The following is an 18,356-nucleotide window of genomic DNA, read 5'->3' on the forward strand; positions in this document are numbered from 1 at the left end:
TCCACTCCCTCGCCGACTACCTCGCCAAGGTCAGGCCCGACCACCACACAACCAAGCAGGTCTAACACTGGGGATTTCAGGCGCATCACACTAGAGAGCACTCCCCCACGGCCGGCCTTCGGGCCGGCCGTTTCCCGTGGGTGATCGACGCGCCGTCGCTCCCGCCCGCAACGCCCGATGTGCCCGCCCGTGCCGGGCACATCGAAGGTCAGCAGCCGTCTTGTTCCCTCCAGCTCAGTCGTGCCAGCGCCAGTCGACGACCTCCGGAAGGTCCGTACCGTACCGTCGGATCCAGTCGGCGTGCCGGCTGCGGACATCGGCCATCGCCTGGCGCAGCACGGCGGCCCGCGCGCCCAGCCCCGGCACCCGGTCGACCACGTCCATCACCAGGCGATACCGGTCCAGATCATTGCGGACCACCATGTCGAAGGGGGTCGTGGTGGTGCCCTCCTCCTTGTAGCCGCGGACGTGGAGGTGGGCGTGGCCCGAGCGGCGGTACGCCAGCCGGTGGATCAGCCAGGGGTACCCGTGGTAGGCGAAGATCACCGGCTTGTCGCGCGTGAACAGCGTGTCGTACTCCGCGTCGGTCATCCCGTGGGGGTGCTCGCCGTGCGGGAGGAGCCGTGCCATGTCCACCACGTTGACCACGCGCACGGCGAGTTCCGGCGCGTGCTCGCGCAGCAGTTGCGCCGCGGCCAGGGTCTCCTGCGTGGGTACGTCACCGGCGCAGGCGAGCACCACGTCCGGCTCCCGGCCGGCCACCTCCGTACCGGCCCAGGGCCAGGTTCCCGCGCCCCTGGCGCAGTGGGCGCGGGCCTCGTCCAGGGTGAGCCAGTCGTTGCAGGGCTGCTTCCCGGCGACGATCACATTGACGTAGTCCCGGCTGCGCAGGACGTGGTCGGCCACCGAGAGCAGTGTGTTGGCGTCCGGCGGGAGGTAGACCCGTACGACCTCGGGGCTCTTGTTGAGGACGTGGTCGACGAACCCCGGGTCCTGGTGGGAGAAGCCGTTGTGGTCCTGCCGCCAGACGTGCGACGTCAACAGGTAGTTGAGCGAGGCGATGGGACGCCGCCAGGGCAGTCTGCGGGAGGTCCGCAGCCATTTGATGTGCTGGTTCACCATGGAGTCGACGATGTGGGCGAACGCCTCGTAGGACGAGAAGAGGCCGTGTCGACCGGTGAGGAGATAGCCCTCCAACCAGCCTTGGCACAGGTGCTCGGAGAGGACCTCCATCACCCGTCCGTCGGGTGAGAGGTGCTCGTCGGTGGGGAGCGTCCGTTCCTGCCAGGCCTTGGCGGTGACGTCGTAGAGGGCTTCGAGACGGTTCGATGCGGTCTCGTCCGGTCCGACGACCCTGAAGTCCCGGCGCCGCGCAGTCCGTTCCATCACGGCGGCGAGCAGCCCGCCGAGCACCCGGGTCGGCTCGTGCAGGGTGTCGCCCCGGCGTTCCTCGTCGACGTCGACCGCGTACGGGGCCAGGTCGGGCACGGGCAGTTCACGCAGGAGGAGCCCTCCGTTGGCGTAGGGCACCGCCCCCAGTCGCCGGCTGCCGCTCGGTACGCACGACAGGACCCGGGGTACGGGGCGCCCCTCCGCATCGAAGAGTTCTTCGGGGCGGTAGGAACGCAGCCACGCCTCCAACTGCCGCAGGTGGTCGGGGTTCTCGCGGACTTCGGAGAGCGGTACCTGGTGGGAGCGCCAGGTCCCTTCGACGGGCGTGCCGTCGATCGACCGCGGACCGGTCCACCCCTTGGGCGTGCGCAGAACCACGACGGGCCAGGTCGGCCGTTCGCGCACGCCGTCCCTGCGGGCGGCGCGCTGAATGGTCTCGATGCGGTCGAGGGCGGTGTCCATGGCCAGCGCCATCGCACGGTGTACGGCAGCGGGTTCGTCACCGGTCACGGCGATGGGCTCGTACCCGTAGCCGCGCAGCAGGGCGTCGAGTTCGGGTTCGGGGAGCCGGGCGAGCACCGTCGGGTTGGCGATCTTGTAGCCGTTGAGGTGGAGCACGGGCAGTACGGCGCCGTCGTGCACCGGGTCGAGGAACTTGTTGGAGTGCCAGGACGCCGCGAGCGGACCCGTCTCCGCCTCCCCGTCGCCGATGACGCAGGCGACGAGCAGATGCGGATGGTCGAAGGCCGCGCCGAAGGCATGGGCGAGCGAGTAGCCCAGTTCGCCGCCCTCGTGGATCGATCCCGGTGTCTCGGGTGCCACGTGGCTGGGCACGCCGCCGGGGAAGGAGAACTGGCGGAACAGCTTCTGCATCCCGTCCCGGTCGCGCGTCACGTCGGGATAGGTGTCCGTGTAGGTGCCCTCCAGCCAGGAACCGGCGAGGACCGCGGGGCCTCCGTGTCCCGGACCCCAGACGCAGAGGGCCTGCGTTCCCCGCGCCCTGATGACCCGGTTGAGGTGGGTGTACACGAGGTTGAGGCCGGGCGACGTGCCCCAGTGGCCCAGGAGGCGCGGCTTGATGTGCTCGGGGGTGAGGGGTTCTTCGAGCAGAGGGTTGGCCTGGAGGTAAATCTGACCGGCGGAGAGGTAGTTCGCGGCACGCCAGTGCGCGTCGAGGGCCGCGAGTTCGGTGTCCCCGAGCCGGCCCGGGGCGCCGACCACGGTAGGGGCGTCGGTCATGGGGGTCCTCTCTCCTTCACGGTCGAGCTGCGAGGCCGCCGATGCGGGTCGGCAAAGCCGCGTGCGCCCGCGGCCTGCGTCGATGGTCGGTGGGTGCATGCCCCCGCCGACTACTGCTTGCCGTACCAGAGGGTGGTGACGTTGCAGAACTCCCGGATGCCGTGCGCGGACAGCTCCCGGCCGTAGCCGGATCGCTTGACACCGCCGAAGGGCAGGGCGGGATGGGAGGCGGTCATCCCGTTGAAGAAGACGCCTCCGGCTTCTAGGTCACGGGCGAAGCGTGCCGTCTCCCCCTCGTCGCGGGTCCAGACGTTGGAGCTGAGACCGAACGGCGTGTCGTTGGCGAGTGCGACCGCCTCGTCGAGATCGGCCACCCGATAGACCGTGGCCACGGGGCCGAACGCCTCTTCCCGGTGGATGCGCATCGAGGGGTTCACACCGGTGAGGACCGTCGGTTCGTAGAACCAACCGCGGTCCAGACCGCTGGGGCGACGTCCGCCGCACGCCGCCGTCGCACCGTGGGCCAGTGCGTCGTCCACCAGTTCCTCCACGTCGGAGCGCCCGGCTTCCAAGGCCAGCGGCCCGATCTGTACGCCTTCCTCCAGCGGATCGCCGACGGTCAGCTTGCGCATCCCCTCGGTGAACCGTTCGAGGAACGCATCGTGGACGTCGGTGTGCACGATGAACCGCTTGGCCGCGATGCAGGACTGGCCGTTGTTCTGGACCCGGGCCGTGACGGCGGTGTCCGCTGCCTCCTCGACGGAGGCCGAGGACATCACGACGAAGGGGTCGCTGCCGCCGAGTTCCAGGACGGTCTTCTTCACCTCGTCGCCGGCGATCGCCGCGACCGAGCGGCCGGCCGGCTCACTGCCCGTCAGGGTGGCCGCGGCGATCCGCGGATCGCGCAGCACGCCCTCCACCGCACCCGCGCCCACCAGCAGCGTCTGGAAACATCCGCGCGGCCAGCCCCCGCGGTGGAAGAGGTCATCGAGGTAGAGCGCGGTCTGGGGAACGTTCGACGCGTGCTTGAGCAACCCCGTGTTTCCGGCCATCAGGGCAGGGGCGGCGAAGCGCACGACCTGCCAGAGGGGGAAGTTCCAGGGCATGACGGCCAGCACCACGCCGAGCGGTCGGTACCGCACGGTCACCCGGGCCGCCCCGGCGTCATCGGCGTCCTCGGCCGAGGGGTGCTCGTCGGCGAGGAGTTCCTCGGCGTGTCGCGCGTACCAACGCATCGCCTTGGCGCACTTCGCCGCTTCCGCGCGGGCTGCTGCGATCGGTTTGCCCATCTCGACGGTCATGGTGCGCGCGATGTGTTCCCGGTCCTCGTCCAACAGTGCGGCGGCGCGGTTGAGCAGCCGGGCGCGTGTGTCGAAGTCCAGGGACCGCTGCTCGTCGAATGCCGCCCGGGCGAGGGTGATGCGCCGCTCGATCTCGTCGGGGCCGTGGGCCTCGAACGTCTTGAGGGTCTCGCCGGTGGCCGGGTTGACGGTGGCGATGGGCATGATGGCCTCTCCTGTGCTGCCGCCGGGCTGATCACCGCGGGCGGCTGGGGCGTACGGGTGATGTCAGCGGGACGCCGGTGCGCGGCTCTCCAGGCGCAACTGCACGTCCTTCTCCTGATCCCCGGCGGCCGTGCCCTCGTCCTTGACGTGGAATGCCTCGGCGAGGGTCTCCCTCATGCGGTCGACCGCCCAGTAGCCGCCCTGGAGCTCGGCCTCGACGGGTGCGCTGAGGGTGAGGGGTGTGGCGGTGGTCCTGGGCGCGGCCGTGACGTCGAAGGTTCCCGTCCACACGGTGGTGTGCCCCTCGGAGACGTGCTCCGCGTGTTCGTCGGCGGCGCGGTCGGACGCATAGGACTGCGCCAGGAGGCGAAAGACGGTGTTGGCGTCCTCCGTGGCGCAGCCGCTGATGGTCACCTCGACCGGTGAGCCGGTCTGTTCGGTGTGGTTCACCGTGTTCCTCGCTCTCCCTGAGGGGTGTCACTCAAAGGTTCGCCCGCCCGGGGTCAAGCTGCGAGTCGGGCGGGCCCTGACCCGTGGTCGCGATCAGCCGGACGGCTCGTCGGGAACGGGCTGCTCGGGGTGGACGGAACCGCTGCGCGGTTCACCGCGCCCGGCCCCCGCCTGGTCCGCTTCGGGTAGTTCGTCGTCGGACGGGCGCTGCCCGGGCGCATCGTCCCGACCGTCCCCGCCCGATTCGGAGCCCTTGTCGCCGTCTGACGGGGAGGACTCCTCGGAGGGGCCGGGCGGTGGCAGGTCCAGCGGGTCGTCCTCGTGCACCTGCTGATCGGGCAGGTCCCTGGGCACGGGCTGCTCCTGCTCCTGGTCGGGGTCTGGCCCTTGTCGGTCGCTCATGGTGGTGACTCCTGATGGGTGACTGGGGGCTGTTCAACGCCCCTACCGGCCTGCGTGGGGACCGAGGGTTGCGCCGGGGGTGCTCGGCTCGGTCAGGGGCTTCAGCCCACTCCCGCGCCCTGAATGCGTTCGCGAGGACCGTCGTAGCTGACGGAACGGCGCTGGGTGGCGTTCACCCCGCCCCAGACGCCGCTGCGCTGGCCGGTGCTTCTGGCCCAGTCGTAGCAGGCGACGGCCACCGGGCAGCGGGCGCAGATCGCCTTGGCCCGGTCCACCTGCTCGGCCTCGGGCCCCAGTCCGGTGATCGGGAAGAACAGCTCGGGGTCCTCACTCGCGCAGGCGGCCTCGCGCTGCCATTCCATCGTGTGGGGACCGTCCGGTGTGACGGCTCGAAAGCGCGGGGGCTGGCGCATGGGAATCAGTCCTCGCCCCGGACGACATGGGTCTCGGCTTCGGCGTCCGGGACGGCGTGATCCGGGCGGTCCGCGGGGCGCTCGACGCGCGCCGGGACACAGGTGCGTATCCGCTCCCCGTCCCCTGCCTTTCGCTCACCGGGCCGGTGCAGGACGTGGACACTGCCACTCGGCATCGATCCTCCTCGGTCGTCGGTCGCCGGCGCCTCGCCGACGCTTCGGATACCCGTCTGCCCCAGGAGTCACGAAGAACGCCGAATTCCCCGAATCCACCGCTGGTGGGGGGCGACCGGGCCGCTGGCCCTACCGAACGACGGGCCCGCCCGGGCACCGCGCCCTCAGAAGGCCCCCCGCGGAACGCCGGCCCGACGCGACCCGTTGCGCACCCACACCAACAGGACGACCGACACGATCGCGGCCAGCGCACACCAGGTGGAGACGAACTCGGTGCGCCACAACACGACGCACACCACGGCGCCCGCACCGGTGAGGATCCCCAGCAGCCGAAGGATCGGATCACCACTCAGCAGCAGGGCACCGACCGTCGCCAGGAGATAGCCGGCGACGACCAGGAGGGGTTGGGGGAGATCCAGAAGGTAGCCGACCCGGTTTCCCCTGATCTCGGCCACCACCGTACGGGTGGCGAGTGCATGGCAGAGCACACCTGTGGTCACCACCCCCGCCACCAGGGGGATCAGCAGTCGTGGCCGGGCAGTGCCCGGAGTGACCAGGAGGACGCCGATGGACACCCACAGCGGCAGCAGGGGCAGGGCGATCACCGCCCAGGTGAGGGTGGCCCATCCGGTGCCGCCGCCGTGCCGCCAGACGACGGATTCCACGACCTGATGGGCGCCCAACAACAGCGGCAGCGCGGCGAGCGGCAGTTCCCTCGGGGTGCGCACCCGTACGACGCAGTACACCCCGATGGCGCCGATGGTCGTGCCCGCAACGAGGTCCGCCGTGGCACTCCAGCACATGGGCTCACCCCGGACCGAAGAGAACTACAGGAACCCGAACACAGAGAAGATCCACGCAACACGATGGATTCAGCCATATCCCAAACGGGTCGTCCGTACTCCTCCGTGCACCGGGTGGGGAGCCGCTGGCCATCGCCGACGCGCCAGCTCGGCCGGATGCGTCCCCCGGTCAACCCAGTCGACGGTTGGCCAGTACGGGGACCGCCTTGCGCACGGTCTCCACCTCCGAGAGGTCCAGATCCGCCACCAGCAGCCCCGGGGCCGCTTCGAGCCGCTCGCGTACCGTCCCGTCCGGCCCGACGACCGTGCTGTATCCGATCCCCGCCGGGGTCTTGGGTGCGACCGCCAGGCCCGATGCACCCGGGTCGGCCTGGTCAACGGCCGCCAACCACACCGTGGCGTCGAGTGCCCTCGCGCGCACCAGCAGTTCCCACTGCTCGCGCTTGCCGGGGCCGGCTCCCCAGGAGGCCGGCAGCACGGTGAGGACGGCGCCGGCATCGGCGTGCGCTCGGAACAGCTCGGGGAACCGCACGTCGTAGCAGGTGGCCAGGCCGACGCGGACATCTTCCACATCGATCGTCACCACGTCCGAACCGGCGGCGACCGTGGCGGACTCCAGGAATCCGAAGGCGTCATAGAGATGGATCTTGTCGTATGCCGCTTCGACGCCCGGCCCCGTGGCCAGCAGTGTGTTCGTCACCTTTCCGTCCGGGGCGGGGGTGAACATCCCGGCTACGACGACCAGGCCCGCGTCCTGCGCGATCTGTCGGACCCGATCCGCCCAGGGGCCGTCGAGCGGCTGGGCCAGCGGCGCGAGCCGGGTGCCGAAGCACGCCATCGTCGCTTCCGGGAAGGCGATGAGCCGCGCACCGGCCTCCGCCGCACGGTGTGCCTCGTCCCGTACGACGTCGAGGTTGCGCTCCGGGTCGGGGCCGGTGGTGATCTGGCTCAGGGCGATGCGCATGCGGTGTCCTCGTGATGGGGAGCGGCGTCGGCGGACCGGTCACCGGGGGCGCCATGCACGGTATCCCCGCGGCGGGCCGCCTGGCGATGCTCACCCCTCAAGGGCGTTCGCTCGTCGGTACGCACAAGTCTGGAACCGGCCCATCCGCATATCGGCCGGTTCCGGGCTGCCCATGCCGGGCGCGATCAGCGGGAGCGCCCGCTCACGACGGTGGCTCGTGGAGCCCGAACGGCGAGCCCTGGTCGTCACGGCAGAAGGTGAACCGGCCGAAGCATTCGACCGTGGCCTCGTCCTCGCCCAGATCGAAGTCGTCGACGCTGCCGCCGAGCGCGATCACCCGCTCCCGTGCGGCCGTCATGTCGGCGACCCGGAAGAAGAGGTAGGGGGCGGCCCGTGGATCCCCGCTGTGGACCCCACCGGCGACGTTGGGGGTTTCGATCGCATAGCCGCCCCCGCCGGGCCCCGGAGTGAAGGACCACCCGAACAGCTCACGGTAGAAGGAGCGGGCCTTGTCGGCGTCGGCCACGCCCAGTTCGAAGAAGGAGATCTCACCGGCCATGACGGGACGGCCTTCCCTCGGTGACAGGTCCATCCACCGTACGACCGTCCCGGTGGGCCCGCATGCCCCGACTTCCCCGCCCCCTCGGACAGAGAGCGGCTCGCCCCTTGCCCCGCCGCCTCCACAACCGCTATAGCTCGGACGGAGTAGTCCATGAGACGAAGAGGATCAAGTCCTCACAGAGAGTGCAAGGTCACAGTCCGTGCCCCTGCTGCCCCGCTGTGTCCTTGTCCTAGCATCCGAGCATGACGGTCCTCCCCGATGACGGGTTCTCGCTGGCCGCCGAATTCCCGAACCCCTCCCACGAGCAGTGGCAGCGGCTTGTCGCCGGTGTCCTCAGGAAAACGGGCAAGGACGTTCCGGAGTCGGCAGCTGAGGAAGCGCTGTCCACAGCCCTGGAGGACGGGCTCGCCACCCGTCCCCTCTACACGGCGGACACAGCGGACACAGCGGTCTGTACGAAGGACGCATCGGGCATCGACGCGGGCGGCGGGGGGTTCCCGGGTTTCGCGCCCTTCACCCGCGGCGGGCGCGTCGAAGGCAACGCCCTCGCCGGCTGGGACGTCCGCCAGCGGCACGACCACCCCGACCCGGCTCGGACCAACGAGGCCGTTCTCGCTGACCTGGAGAACGGGGTCACCTCGCTCTGGCTCACCGTGGGCGACGGCGGCATCCCCCTGGACGCACTCGACCGGGTGCTGGACGGCGTCTATCTGGACCTCGCACCGATCGTGCTGGACGCCGGGGCGGACTTCGAGGCCGCCGGCCGCGAACTGCTCCGCATCCACGCGGAACGGGGCACACCGCCGACCGAGGTCCGGGGCAATCTGGGTGCCGACCCCCTCGGGCACTCCGCCCGTACGGGCGCTCACGACGAGGTGCCCGACGCCCTTGCCGCAGCGGCGCGACTCGCCCAGGAGTGCCGGGAGCAGTACCCCGGACTGCGGACGCTCGCGGTGGACGCGTTGCCCTATCACGAGGCGGGCGCATCGGCCGGCCAGGAGCTGGGCTGCTCCCTCGCGGCGGGCGTGGCGGTCCTGCGGGAGTTGACCGCGGCCGGGCTGAGCGTCGACGCGGCGTTGGGGCAGTTGGAGTTCCGCTATGCGGCCACCGCCGACCAGTTCCTGACCATCGCCAAACTGCGGGCGGCCCGGCGCACTTGGGCCAGGATCGCCGAGGCCAGCGGTGCGCCTGCGGCCGGAGCCCAGCGGCAGCACGCCGTGATATCGCCGGTGATGATGACCCGCCGTGACCCGTGGGTCAACATGTTGCGGAGCACGGTCGCCTCCCTCGCCGCGGGCGTCGGCGGTGCGGATGCCGTCACCGTGCTCCCCTTCGACCACGCGCTCGGACTCCCGGACGCGTTTGCCCGGCGGATCGCACGCAACACCTCCACGATCCTCATCGAGGAGTCGCACATCGGACGGGTCATCGACCCGGCCGGCGGCTCCTGGTACGTGGAGCAGCTCACGGATGAGCTCGCCCGGGCGGCCTGGGAGTGGTTCCAGGAGATCGAGGGCGCGGGCGGTCTGCTCGCCGGACTGCGCAGCCGGCTGATCGAGGAGCGGATCTCCGAGACCTGGCAGGCACGTCGCACGAAGATCGCCCGGCGCAAGGAGCCGATCACGGGCGTCAGCGAGTTCCCGCTGCTCGCCGAGACGCCCGTACGACGTGATCCCGCGCCGACCGGGCGGACCGGTGGCCTGCCGCGCGTGCGTCGTGACGTGGACTTCGAGGAGTTGCGCGCACGCTCGGACGCCCATGCCGAGCGGACGGGAGCGCGCCCCCGGGTGTTCATCGCCGCCCTCGGCCCGGCCTCCGCCCACACGGCGCGAGCGGCGTTCGCCACCAACCTCTTCCAGGCCGGTGGTATCGAGCCGGTCCACGATCCGGTTTCGGTCGATGCGTCTGACGTGGCAGCGGCGTTCGCCGCCAGCGGGGCCGAGCTCGCCTGCATCTGTTCCACTGATGCCCTGTACGCCGAGCAGGCCGCTCCGGTCGCCGGGGCGCTGAAGGCCGCCGGAGCGCAGTGGGTCTATCTCGCCGGACGGCCCGGGGAGTTGCGTGAGGCACATCTCCAAGCAGGCGTCGACGAGTTCGTCTTCGCGGGCGGCGACGCCGTCGCTGTCCTCACCTGCGCACTCGACCGGATGGGAGTGGCGTGATGAGCATTCCGGACTTCACCGGGATCGACCTGGGGACCCCGAGCTCCGCGGCCTCGCAGGACCAGTGGCGCACCGCCGTCAAGGAGACCATCGGCAAGGACGCTTCCGAGCTGGTGTGGGAGACGCCGGAGGGCATTCCGGTTCAATCGCTGTACAGCGGGCGGGACTTGGCGGGGGTGGACTTCCTCCACACCTATCCGGGGATCGCGCCCTATCTGCGCGGCCCCTATCCGACGATGTATGTCAACCAGCCCTGGACGATCCGTCAGTACGCCGGTTTCTCCACCGCCGAGGAGTCCAACGCCTTCTACCGGCGCAATCTCGCGGCGGGGCAGAAGGGGCTTTCGGTCGCCTTCGACCTGCCGACGCACCGCGGCTATGACAGCGATCATCCGCGGGTGACCGGTGACGTCGGCATGGCGGGCGTTGCGATCGACTCGATCTTCGACATGCGGCAGCTCTTCGACGGCATTCCGTTGGACCGGATGAGCGTGTCGATGACGATGAACGGCGCCGTGCTGCCCGTCCTCGCGCTCTACATCGTCGCGGCGGAGGAACAGGGCGTACCGCCGGAGAAGCTGGCCGGGACCATTCAGAACGACATCCTCAAGGAGTTCATGGTCCGCAACACCTACATCTATCCGCCGCAGCCGTCCATGCGCATCATTTCGGACATCTTCTCGTACACCTCACAGAAGATGCCGCGGTACAACTCCATCTCGATCTCGGGCTACCACATCCAGGAGGCCGGGGCGACGGCCGACCTTGAGTTGGCGTACACCCTGGCGGACGGCATGGAGTACCTCCGGGCGGGCAAGGGCGCGGGTCTGGACGTCGACGCGTTCGCACCGCGGCTGTCGTTCTTCTGGGCGATCGGGATGAACTTCTTCATGGAGGTCGCCAAGCTGCGGGCGGCGCGGTTGTTGTGGGCGAAGCTGGTGAAGACGTTCGATCCGCAGAACCCCAAGTCGCTCTCGCTGCGGACGCACTCGCAGACCTCGGGCTGGTCGCTCACGGCGCAGGACGTGTTCAACAACGTCACGCGCACCTGTGTGGAGGCGATGGCCGCGACCCAGGGGCACACCCAGTCGCTGCACACCAACGCGCTCGACGAGGCCTTGGCCCTGCCGACCGACTTCTCCGCGCGGATCGCGCGCAACACGCAGTTGCTGCTCCAGCAGGAGTCGGGCACCTGCCGGGTCATCGACCCGTGGGGCGGCAGCGCCTATGTGGAGCGGTTGACCCATGACCTCGCGCGGCGTGCCTGGCAGCACATCGAAGAGGTCGAGGCGGCCGGAGGGATGGCGCAGGCAATCGACGCCGGCATTCCGAAGCTCCGGGTCGAAGAGGCCGCGGCCCGCACGCAGGCACGGATCGACTCGGGGCGGCAGCCCGTCATCGGTGTGAACAAGTACCGCGTGGAGACCGACGAGCAGATCGACGTCCTCAAGGTCGACAACTCGTCGGTGCGCACCCAGCAGATCGCGAAGCTGCGGCGGCTGCGCGCCGAGCGCGACGAGGCGGTGTGCCAGGACAGTCTGCGGGCACTGACCGAGGCGGCGGCGCGCGGTGCGGGCCCGGGCCTTGAGGGCAACCTCCTGGCGCTCGCGGTGTCCGCAGCCCGTGCGAAGGCGACGGTGGGCGAGATCTCGGACGCCCTGGAGAAGGTGTACGGGCGCCACTCGGGACAGATCCGTACCATTTCCGGTGTGTACCGCAACGAGGCAGGAGAGTCCCCGGCCGTGGAGCGCACCCGGGCCGCGGTGGCGGCGTTCGAGGATGCCGAGGGCCGGCGACCGCGCATCCTCGTGGCCAAGATGGGTCAGGACGGCCACGACCGCGGGCAGAAGGTGATCGCCACGGCCTTCGCGGACCTCGGTTTCGACGTCGACGTCGGTCCGCTGTTTCAGACTCCGGCCGAGGTGGCACGGCAGGCGGTGGAGGCTGACGTCCACATCGTGGGAGTGTCCTCGCTGGCCGCGGGGCATCTGACGCTGGTGCCCGCGCTGCGGGAGCAGTTGGCCGCGGAGGGCCGTGAGGACATCATGATCGTGGTGGGCGGTGTGATCCCTCCGCAGGACGTGCCGACCCTGCACGAGGCGGGTGCCGCCGCCGTCTTCCCACCGGGCACCGTGATTCCGGACGCCGCATACGACCTGTTGCAGACGTTGGCCGCCGCACTCGGCCACGAGGTGTGAGTCAGTGCCCCCCGTGCGACCGACGATCGACGTCGACAGGTATGTGACAGGGGTACGGGAGGGGTCCCGGGCCTACATCGCCCGGGCCATCACCCTGGTGGAGTCCACCCGGGCCGATCACCGCGCGTTGGCACAGCAGTTGCTGACGGCATTGTTGCCGTACGCCGGGTCGGCTCGGCGCGTGGGCATCAGCGGAGTTCCGGGCGTGGGCAAGTCCACGTTCATCGATGCCTTGGGCACCATGCTCACGGGCCTCGGCCACCGGGTCGCGGTGCTCGCGGTCGATCCGTCCTCCAGCCGGACGGGCGGGTCCATCCTCGGTGACAAGACGCGGATGGAGCGATTGGCGACGGACCCCGCTGCGTTCGTCCGCCCCTCCCCCACGGCGGGGACGCTCGGTGGGGTGGCGAAGGCGACCCGCGAGACCATCTTGGTGATGGAGGCAGCGGGGTACGACATCGTCCTGGTGGAGACCGTTGGAGTGGGCCAGTCGGAGACGGCGGTCGCCAACATGGTGGACACCTTCCTCCTGCTCACCCTGGCGCGGACGGGCGACCAGCTCCAAGGCATCAAGAAGGGCGTCCTGGAGTTGGCCGATGTGATCGCGGTCAACAAGGCGGACGGTCCGCACGAGCGCGATGCCCGCGCCGCGGCCCGGGAGCTCGCCGGTGCACTGCGGTTGATGCATCCCGTGGATGCGGCGTGGACTCCCCCGGTGTTGTCGTGCAGCGCCCGTGAATCCATGGGCCTGGACACCGTGTGGGAGCGGATCGAGCAGCACCGGGCGCTGTTGGACTCGACGGAACGATTGGCCGCGAAGCGCCGCGATCAGCAGGTCGACTGGGCCTGGTCCATGGTGCACGACGCGTTGACCGATCGGCTGCGCAGCCATCCGCAGGTACGGGCCCTGACTCCCGAGGTGGAACAGGGGCTCCGGGACGGGCGGTTGACGGCGACCCTCGCGGCGGAGCGTATCCTGGACGCCTTCCAGCAGCCCCGGTAGCGAGCAGGCACTGGATGGAGCGGGCAGGGGGTGGGGTGCGGCCCACCCCCTGCCGTTGTGCGTGCACCCGGTCGGCTCATGGCGTCCCGAGCTGATAGAGATTGAAGCGGTAGCCCTGGATCTGACGGCGCATCACCGCCGCCATGGCGCTGAGCATCCCGCGTTGGGGTTGGGAGATGCGACGGCTGACGGCGGCGGGCAGCCGTGCGAAGGTGCAACTCTGTCTCAGGGTGAGGCCCGGGTACCACTGCGCCACTCGGGTGGGGTCGTCACAGCGCCACCGCGGCTGCGCGGCAGCCTTGCCCAGCACCTCGTGGCCGTCCTGGTCGTCAACCAGCCAACTGGAGGCGGTGTCCAGCGCGAGGTACGCCCCGGGCAGCCGCTCCACGATCATGCTGATCACGCTCCGCACGTCGGCCTCGTCGAGGGACATCAGTGCGGCTTCGGCGACCACGAAGTACGGGCCCGGGCTCCGATGCACGACGTCGAGCCACGCGGGGTCGGTGACGGAGGTGGCAAGGGTGCGCCTGCGCTCGGACCCGCCGTGGAAGGTGGGTTGCGGGGTTGCGGCAGGGGCGAGGTCGAACCAGTTGACCGTCCCGTTGTCGAGTCGTTCGAACCGGGCTGCAAGCCCGTCCCCGACGTCGACGACGGTTCCGGCGGGGTGACGGGTGAGAAAGTCGTGCACCCAGGTGTCGAAGAGGAGGGCGCGGACGTTGGAGCCGATCCCGCTGCGCGCACCCTCGAACCGGCTTCCGTCGTCCAGGACGTCGGCCGTCTCCACCGCACGGAGTTCCCCATGGACGCTTCGGAGCGCGGGGGTGGGAGCGAGGTCGACCCGCGGCGGGGCGAGCAGGGTCAGGTGCGGTTTGCCGAGGTCGGGCGCGCGTGCGGTCCGATGCTCCATGTTCATCTCTCCTGAGTGGTGTCGTCGATGCGGTGCGACGACGGAGCGCCAGTGTAGTTAGGTAAGCCTAACTTGCACCTCGGCGGGTGGTCGATTCCGTCCCGACCGGCCGTGGACGAGCGGCTCGGCGCAGGCCCTGACGCCCGGGGACGGGCCCGCGTCGACGTCGAGGCCGCGGTGTCCGGCCCGCCCGGTGGCCGGAACCGATCGGAACGGACGGGTAACGTGCGTCCGACAACGGCACGCCCCCGGAGTTGCCGACACGGCGCACACCGGGCGAGGAAGTGAAGGTGGCTGAGGGATGAGGCTCACGGTCCTGGGCGGCGGAGGCTTCCGGCTTCCGCTGGTGTACTCCGCGCTGCTGGGCGACCGCGCCGAGGGGCGGGTCACCGACGTCGTACTGCACGACGTGGACGGCGACAGGCTCACCGCCATCGCACGCGTCCTCGCGGACCAGGCCGAGGGCGTACCGGACGCACCGACCGTGTCCGTCACGACCGATCTCGACGACGCCCTGCGGGGCGCCGACTTCGTGTTCTCCGCGATCCGGGTGGGCGGCCTCGACGGTCGGGCCGCCGACGAACGCATCGCGCTGGCCGAAGGGGTGCTGGGGCAGGAGACCGTGGGCGCGGGCGGCATCGCCTACGGTCTGCGGACCGTTCCCGTGGCCCGGGAGATCGCCCGCCGCGTGGCCCGCTGGGCTCCCGACGCCTGGGTCATCAACTTCACCAACCCGGCCGGGCTGGTCACCGAGGCCATGGCGCGGGAGTTGGGCGAGAGGGTCATCGGCATCTGCGACTCCCCGGTGGGTCTGGGGCGCCGGGTCGCACGGGTGCTGGGGGTGGACCCGGACCGCGCCTGGTTCGACTACGCGGGCCTGAACCACCTGGGATGGCTGCGCGGAGTGTGGATCGACGGCCGCGACGAACTGCCCCGGCTCCTCGGGGACCCGGCGCTGTTGGGTTCCTTCGAGGAGGGCAAGCTCTTCGGAGCGGAGTGGCTAGGGTCGCTAGGTTCGATCCCCAATGAGTATCTGCACTACTACTACTTCAACCGCGAGGCGGTCCGGGCCTATCGCGAGGCGGACCAGACCCGCGGCGCCTTCCTCCAGCAACAGCAGGCCCGGTTCTACGACCGGATGGCGCAGTCACCGGCCGGAGCCTGGGAACAGTGGGACCGCACCCGGGCGGAGCGGGAGGCGACCTACATGGCGCACAATCGCGAAGCGGCGGGGGCGGGGGAACGGGACGCCGAGAACCTGGAGTCGGGCGGCTACGAGCAGGTGGCACTGGCGCTAATGCGGGCCATCGCCCACCACCAACGCACCTCGCTGATCCTCAACGTCCGCAACCGGGGGGCGCTGGACGCGCTGGACGGGGACGCGGTGGTCGAGGTGCCGTGCTTCGTCGATGCGAACGGTGCCCACCCGGTGGTCACCGCACCGCTGCCCGACGACGCCACGGGACTGGTGCGTGCGGTGAAGGCCGCTGAGCGGGAGGTGCTGGCCGCGGCCGAGAGCGGTTCGGCGGCGCGGGCCGTGAAGGCGTTCGCCGTACATCCGTTGGTCGACTCGGTCACGGTCGCGCGCCGGCTGTTCACGAACTACGCCGCGGCCCATCCGGGTCTGGCCTATCTGCGCTGAGGCACCTCCCCCGACGCCCCGGTGGACCCGATCGGCTCGCACGGGGCGTCAGCAGGGCCTGTGGCTAGCCGAGTTCCAGGGTCGTGATGCCGAAGACCCGATCGGCGCGGATGTCGGGAGCAGGCCCCGTGTACATCCGCACGGTGGGGAACTGGGGCGTCAGTCCGCGCTCGGTCGCCAGCGCGGCGGCGGCCGGCTGGGTGTCGGGCATGTCGACGGCCACCTCGTCCGAGGGCCCGAGGTCCGCGGTGAGCGCGTCCAGCACGGCCGCGGCGTCCTCGGGGGTGTCGGCGAAGAGGGGGCCGATCCGGAAGGTGTCCAGACCCGGCCTGATCACTCCGTACCCGGTGACCGTTCCGTCCCGGAGCCGTAGACGCGCGGTGTGCCCGGGGGCGGTGAGCCAGCGGGCCAGGAAGTCGCGCCGTTCGGCGGGGAAGCAGTGGCGGTCGTAGGCGGCGATCGCATCGAGGTGCCCAGGGGCGGCGGGCACGACTCCGCTTCCGACGTCGACCTTGCGCGGGACTCCCCCGTAACGGACCGTTCCGTAGGCGGGGACGAAGCCGGAGCGCTGGTAGTTGTCCTGCTGCGCCGGTACGGCGTCCAGGCCGACGAGCCGGTCCCCGGCATGGGGGAAGGCCGCCCGCCAGGTCTTCAGCCCCAGGCCCTGACCGCGGAGATCGGGGCGGACGAGGTAGTAGCCGAGGAAGGCGTAGTCGTCCGAGTAGTTGACGACGGAGATCGCGGAGACGGGTTCGTCCGCGATGCTCCCGATGAAGAAGCCCGCGGGATCGGTGGGGTGGAAGCACTCCACGTCACCGGTGCCGGGGTTCCACCCTTCGGTGGCGGCCCAGGCGGCGATGTGCTGCCACTCCTTCGGCGAGGCGCTGCTGACGGTGAGGACGTCGGAGGTCCGAACGGTCTCGTCGAGTGGACGGGTCATGGGCGAAATCCCTTCTGGGGTCGTCTCGATGGCCGGCGCGGTGCGTCCGGTCACACCAGGTCCATGGCGGCGACTTCGTCGGGGCTCCCGTAGCTGACGGGCCCTTGGAAGCGGCGGCGAGCGGCGGCGAACCACCAGGCAGTGGCCACCAGGAGGACCACCCCCAGGGCGATCGGCGCGTAGTTGAAGGTCGTCGGGGTGATCGGTGAGACGTGGGGCAGCATGAACAGCACGCTGCTGAAGACGATCCAGGCCACGGCGGTGCGCGCGACGGGTCTGCCCCAGCGTCCCAGGTGCCAGGGGCCGGGCTCGAATCCCTCGCCCAGCCGCAGTCTGAGGTAGATGGGCACGCCGTAGGCGAGGTAGAGGCCGACGACATTGACGCTGACGATCGCCGCGAACACGGTGTGCGACCACCAGGCGGGGGTGATCAGCAGGAAGGAGCAACCGGCGGCCAGCCAGACCGCCTTGACGGGTGTCCGGGTACGAGGTGATACCGAATGCCACAGCCGGGAACCGGGCATGGCACCGTCGCGCGCAAAAGCGAAGATCTGGCGGGTATTGCTCGTCATGTTGGCGAGGCCGCAGAACAGCATCGCACCGATGACGATGAGGAGGAGGAGTCGCGCGGTGCCCGTGCCCAGAGCATCGATCAGAATCCGTACGGGCGGCGCCGATGAACTCGCTGTAGTCGGGTAATCGCGGATCGCAAACACCAGGGCGATCATGAGAATGAGGCCGGCGGCGGCGGAGCAGCCGATGGCCCACATGATGCCCCTGGGTGTACTCACGGTGGACTTCACCGTCTCTTCGGACATGTGGAAGCTTCCGTCGAATCCGGTGAAGGTCCAACTGGTCACCAGCAGGCCGAGCATTGCGGCGTAGGCCGCATTGGAGAAGCCGGTGCTGTTCACGAAATGAGTGGTGAAGGCGGGTGATTGATGGTGGCTCGGGATCAGGACGAGGCAGAGGACGATGACCGTCACGCCGATGGTCAGCCACCATACGGAGATCCGGTTGAGCGCGGCGACGAGTTGCACGGTGTAGGTGTTGGCGAGCGCCTGGAGGAGCAGGATCGCCGTGGTGATGACCACGGTTCGGTGGCCTGTGACCTGGTAGCCGGGCCACTGCATGACGATGAACGCCTGGATGAAGGTGGCCGCGGCGTATCCGGTGGCCGCCGTTCCGCCGATCTGGCCGACGAAGTTCAGCCAGCCCGTGTACCAGGACCAGGCGCCGCGGTGCCGTTTGGCGAGTTTGCCCGCGGAGAAGTAGAGGGCACCGCTCGTGGGATAGGCGGATGCGATTTCACCCATGGCTGCCCCGACGAACAGGACCATGATGGAGACGCCGATCCAGCCGAACACCAAGATGAGCGGTCCACCCGAGACCATGCCGAATCCGAAGGCCGAGAAGATACCGGAGATGACATTGATGATGGTGAACGAGATCGCGAAGTTGTCGAACGTACGGAAACGCCGGGTGAGTTTTCGCGGATACCCCATCGCATGAAGTGTCGCGTCATCGTCGAGAACGACGGCGCCATCATCTCGATGACGTTTCCTCGGCCGGGTGGCAGTCATTCTCTCGGACACGACCG

16 protein-coding genes are annotated in these 18,356 nt (G+C 70.0%); 4 read left to right on the forward strand and 12 right to left on the reverse strand.

Annotated features, from left to right (window positions below):
* Positions 1–234 precede the first annotated feature (234 nt).
* The 9 genes from ABZ348_RS32100 to ABZ348_RS32140 all read right to left on the reverse strand — a co-directional run bounded on the left by ABZ348_RS32100 (position 235) and on the right by ABZ348_RS32140 (position 7,934).
* Positions 235–2,631, reverse strand: a complete 2,397-nt coding sequence (locus tag ABZ348_RS32100; protein ID WP_358939087.1) for a phosphoketolase family protein — start codon at positions 2,629–2,631, stop codon at positions 235–237.
* 110 nt (positions 2,632–2,741) lie between these two features.
* Entirely contained in the window at positions 2,742–4,136 is a 1,395-nt protein-coding gene (locus tag ABZ348_RS32105) for an NADP-dependent succinic semialdehyde dehydrogenase (protein WP_358939089.1), read from the reverse strand.
* Positions 4,137–4,199: 63 nt separating this feature from the next.
* Complete coding sequence (locus ABZ348_RS32110; protein WP_358939091.1) at positions 4,200–4,586, reverse strand: hypothetical protein; 387 nt, start codon at positions 4,584–4,586, stop codon at positions 4,200–4,202.
* A 93-nt stretch (positions 4,587–4,679) separates the two neighbouring features.
* Positions 4,680–4,988: a hypothetical protein gene (locus ABZ348_RS32115; protein WP_358939093.1), complete on the reverse strand. Its 309-nt coding sequence runs from the start codon at positions 4,986–4,988 to the stop codon at positions 4,680–4,682.
* Between the two features lie 101 nt (positions 4,989–5,089).
* Positions 5,090–5,350, reverse strand: a complete 261-nt coding sequence (locus tag ABZ348_RS32120; protein ID WP_358939180.1) for a WhiB family transcriptional regulator — start codon at positions 5,348–5,350, stop codon at positions 5,090–5,092.
* 56 nt (positions 5,351–5,406) lie between these two features.
* On the reverse strand, positions 5,407–5,577 hold the full coding sequence (locus ABZ348_RS32125) for a hypothetical protein (protein ID WP_358939094.1): 171 nt from the start codon (positions 5,575–5,577) through the stop codon (positions 5,407–5,409).
* A 162-nt stretch (positions 5,578–5,739) separates the two neighbouring features.
* The gene (locus ABZ348_RS32130) at positions 5,740–6,378 is read right to left on the reverse strand and encodes a DUF6629 family protein (protein WP_358939096.1); all 639 of its coding nucleotides are present in this window, start codon (positions 6,376–6,378) and stop codon (positions 5,740–5,742) included.
* 169 nt (positions 6,379–6,547) lie between these two features.
* Positions 6,548–7,342 carry a carbon-nitrogen hydrolase family protein gene (locus ABZ348_RS32135; RefSeq protein ID WP_358939098.1) on the reverse strand — a complete coding sequence of 265 codons (795 nt, stop codon included), beginning with the start codon at positions 7,340–7,342 and terminating at the stop codon, positions 6,548–6,550.
* A gap of 202 nt (positions 7,343–7,544) precedes the next feature.
* Positions 7,545–7,934: a VOC family protein gene (locus tag ABZ348_RS32140; protein WP_358939099.1), complete on the reverse strand. Its 390-nt coding sequence runs from the start codon at positions 7,932–7,934 to the stop codon at positions 7,545–7,547.
* A gap of 212 nt (positions 7,935–8,146) precedes the next feature.
* On the opposite strand from ABZ348_RS32140, the gene ABZ348_RS32145 reads away from it, so the two are divergent.
* The 3 genes from ABZ348_RS32145 to meaB are packed head-to-tail and all read left to right on the forward strand — an operon-like array spanning position 8,147 to position 13,267.
* Positions 8,147–10,066, forward strand: a complete 1,920-nt coding sequence (locus tag ABZ348_RS32145) for a methylmalonyl-CoA mutase family protein (RefSeq protein ID WP_358939101.1) — start codon at positions 8,147–8,149, stop codon at positions 10,064–10,066.
* Positions 10,066–12,264 (forward strand): methylmalonyl-CoA mutase, encoded by a 2,199-nt coding sequence (gene scpA / locus ABZ348_RS32150; RefSeq protein WP_358939103.1) that lies wholly within the window; start codon positions 10,066–10,068, stop codon positions 12,262–12,264. The genes ABZ348_RS32145 and scpA overlap by 1 nt, the downstream gene beginning before the upstream one ends.
* 13 nt (positions 12,265–12,277) lie before the next feature.
* Positions 12,278–13,267 (forward strand): methylmalonyl Co-A mutase-associated GTPase MeaB, encoded by a 990-nt coding sequence (gene meaB / locus ABZ348_RS32155; RefSeq protein WP_358939105.1) that lies wholly within the window; start codon positions 12,278–12,280, stop codon positions 13,265–13,267.
* Positions 13,268–13,343: 76 nt separating this feature from the next.
* On the opposite strand, the gene ABZ348_RS32160 is transcribed toward meaB, so the two are convergent.
* Positions 13,344–14,174 carry a hypothetical protein gene (locus ABZ348_RS32160; RefSeq protein WP_358939107.1) on the reverse strand — a complete coding sequence of 277 codons (831 nt, stop codon included), beginning with the start codon at positions 14,172–14,174 and terminating at the stop codon, positions 13,344–13,346.
* 301 nt (positions 14,175–14,475) lie between these two features.
* Here ABZ348_RS32160 and ABZ348_RS32165 point away from each other — a divergent pair, with 301 nt between their 5' ends.
* The gene (locus ABZ348_RS32165) at positions 14,476–15,816 is read left to right on the forward strand and encodes a 6-phospho-beta-glucosidase (protein WP_358939109.1); all 1,341 of its coding nucleotides are present in this window, start codon (positions 14,476–14,478) and stop codon (positions 15,814–15,816) included.
* Positions 15,817–15,880: 64 nt separating this feature from the next.
* Here the strand turns inward: ABZ348_RS32165 and ABZ348_RS32170 are convergent, their stop codons facing one another.
* The gene (locus tag ABZ348_RS32170) at positions 15,881–16,756 is read right to left on the reverse strand and encodes a GNAT family N-acetyltransferase (RefSeq protein ID WP_358939111.1); all 876 of its coding nucleotides are present in this window, start codon (positions 16,754–16,756) and stop codon (positions 15,881–15,883) included.
* A gap of 50 nt (positions 16,757–16,806) precedes the next feature.
* Positions 16,807–18,339, reverse strand: coding sequence for an amino acid permease (locus ABZ348_RS32175; protein WP_358939182.1), 1,533 nt, complete (start codon positions 18,337–18,339; stop codon positions 16,807–16,809).
* Positions 18,340–18,356 lie beyond the last annotated feature (17 nt).

It is taken from the genome of Streptomyces sp. NPDC005963 (assembly GCF_040638655.1).
Taxonomy (GTDB): domain Bacteria; phylum Actinomycetota; class Actinomycetes; order Streptomycetales; family Streptomycetaceae; genus Streptomyces.

Excerpts from the sequence above, each read along its gene's own strand:
- ABZ348_RS32115 (WP_358939093.1), bottom strand. The coding sequence starts at position 4,988 with ATGAGCGACCGACAAGGGCCAGACCCCGACCAGGAGCAGGAGCAGCCC.
- ABZ348_RS32170 (WP_358939111.1), bottom strand. The coding sequence starts at position 16,756 with ATGACCCGTCCACTCGACGAGACCGTTCGGACCTCCGACGTCCTCACC.
- ABZ348_RS32125 (WP_358939094.1), bottom strand. The coding sequence starts at position 5,577 with ATGCCGAGTGGCAGTGTCCACGTCCTGCACCGGCCCGGTGAGCGAAAG.
- ABZ348_RS32100 (WP_358939087.1), bottom strand. The coding sequence starts at position 2,631 with ATGACCGACGCCCCTACCGTGGTCGGCGCCCCGGGCCGGCTCGGGGAC.
- ABZ348_RS32105 (WP_358939089.1), bottom strand. The coding sequence starts at position 4,136 with ATGCCCATCGCCACCGTCAACCCGGCCACCGGCGAGACCCTCAAGACG.
- ABZ348_RS32160 (WP_358939107.1), bottom strand. The coding sequence starts at position 14,174 with ATGGAGCATCGGACCGCACGCGCGCCCGACCTCGGCAAACCGCACCTG.
- ABZ348_RS32120 (WP_358939180.1), bottom strand. The coding sequence starts at position 5,350 with ATGGAATGGCAGCGCGAGGCCGCCTGCGCGAGTGAGGACCCCGAGCTG.
- ABZ348_RS32175 (WP_358939182.1), bottom strand. The coding sequence starts at position 18,339 with ATGACTGCCACCCGGCCGAGGAAACGTCATCGAGATGATGGCGCCGTC.
- ABZ348_RS32140 (WP_358939099.1), bottom strand. The coding sequence starts at position 7,934 with ATGGACCTGTCACCGAGGGAAGGCCGTCCCGTCATGGCCGGTGAGATC.
- scpA (WP_358939103.1), top strand. The coding sequence starts at position 10,066 with ATGAGCATTCCGGACTTCACCGGGATCGACCTGGGGACCCCGAGCTCC.
- ABZ348_RS32135 (WP_358939098.1), bottom strand. The coding sequence starts at position 7,342 with ATGCGCATCGCCCTGAGCCAGATCACCACCGGCCCCGACCCGGAGCGC.
- ABZ348_RS32165 (WP_358939109.1), top strand. The coding sequence starts at position 14,476 with ATGAGGCTCACGGTCCTGGGCGGCGGAGGCTTCCGGCTTCCGCTGGTG.
- ABZ348_RS32130 (WP_358939096.1), bottom strand. The coding sequence starts at position 6,378 with ATGTGCTGGAGTGCCACGGCGGACCTCGTTGCGGGCACGACCATCGGC.
- ABZ348_RS32145 (WP_358939101.1), top strand. The coding sequence starts at position 8,147 with ATGACGGTCCTCCCCGATGACGGGTTCTCGCTGGCCGCCGAATTCCCG.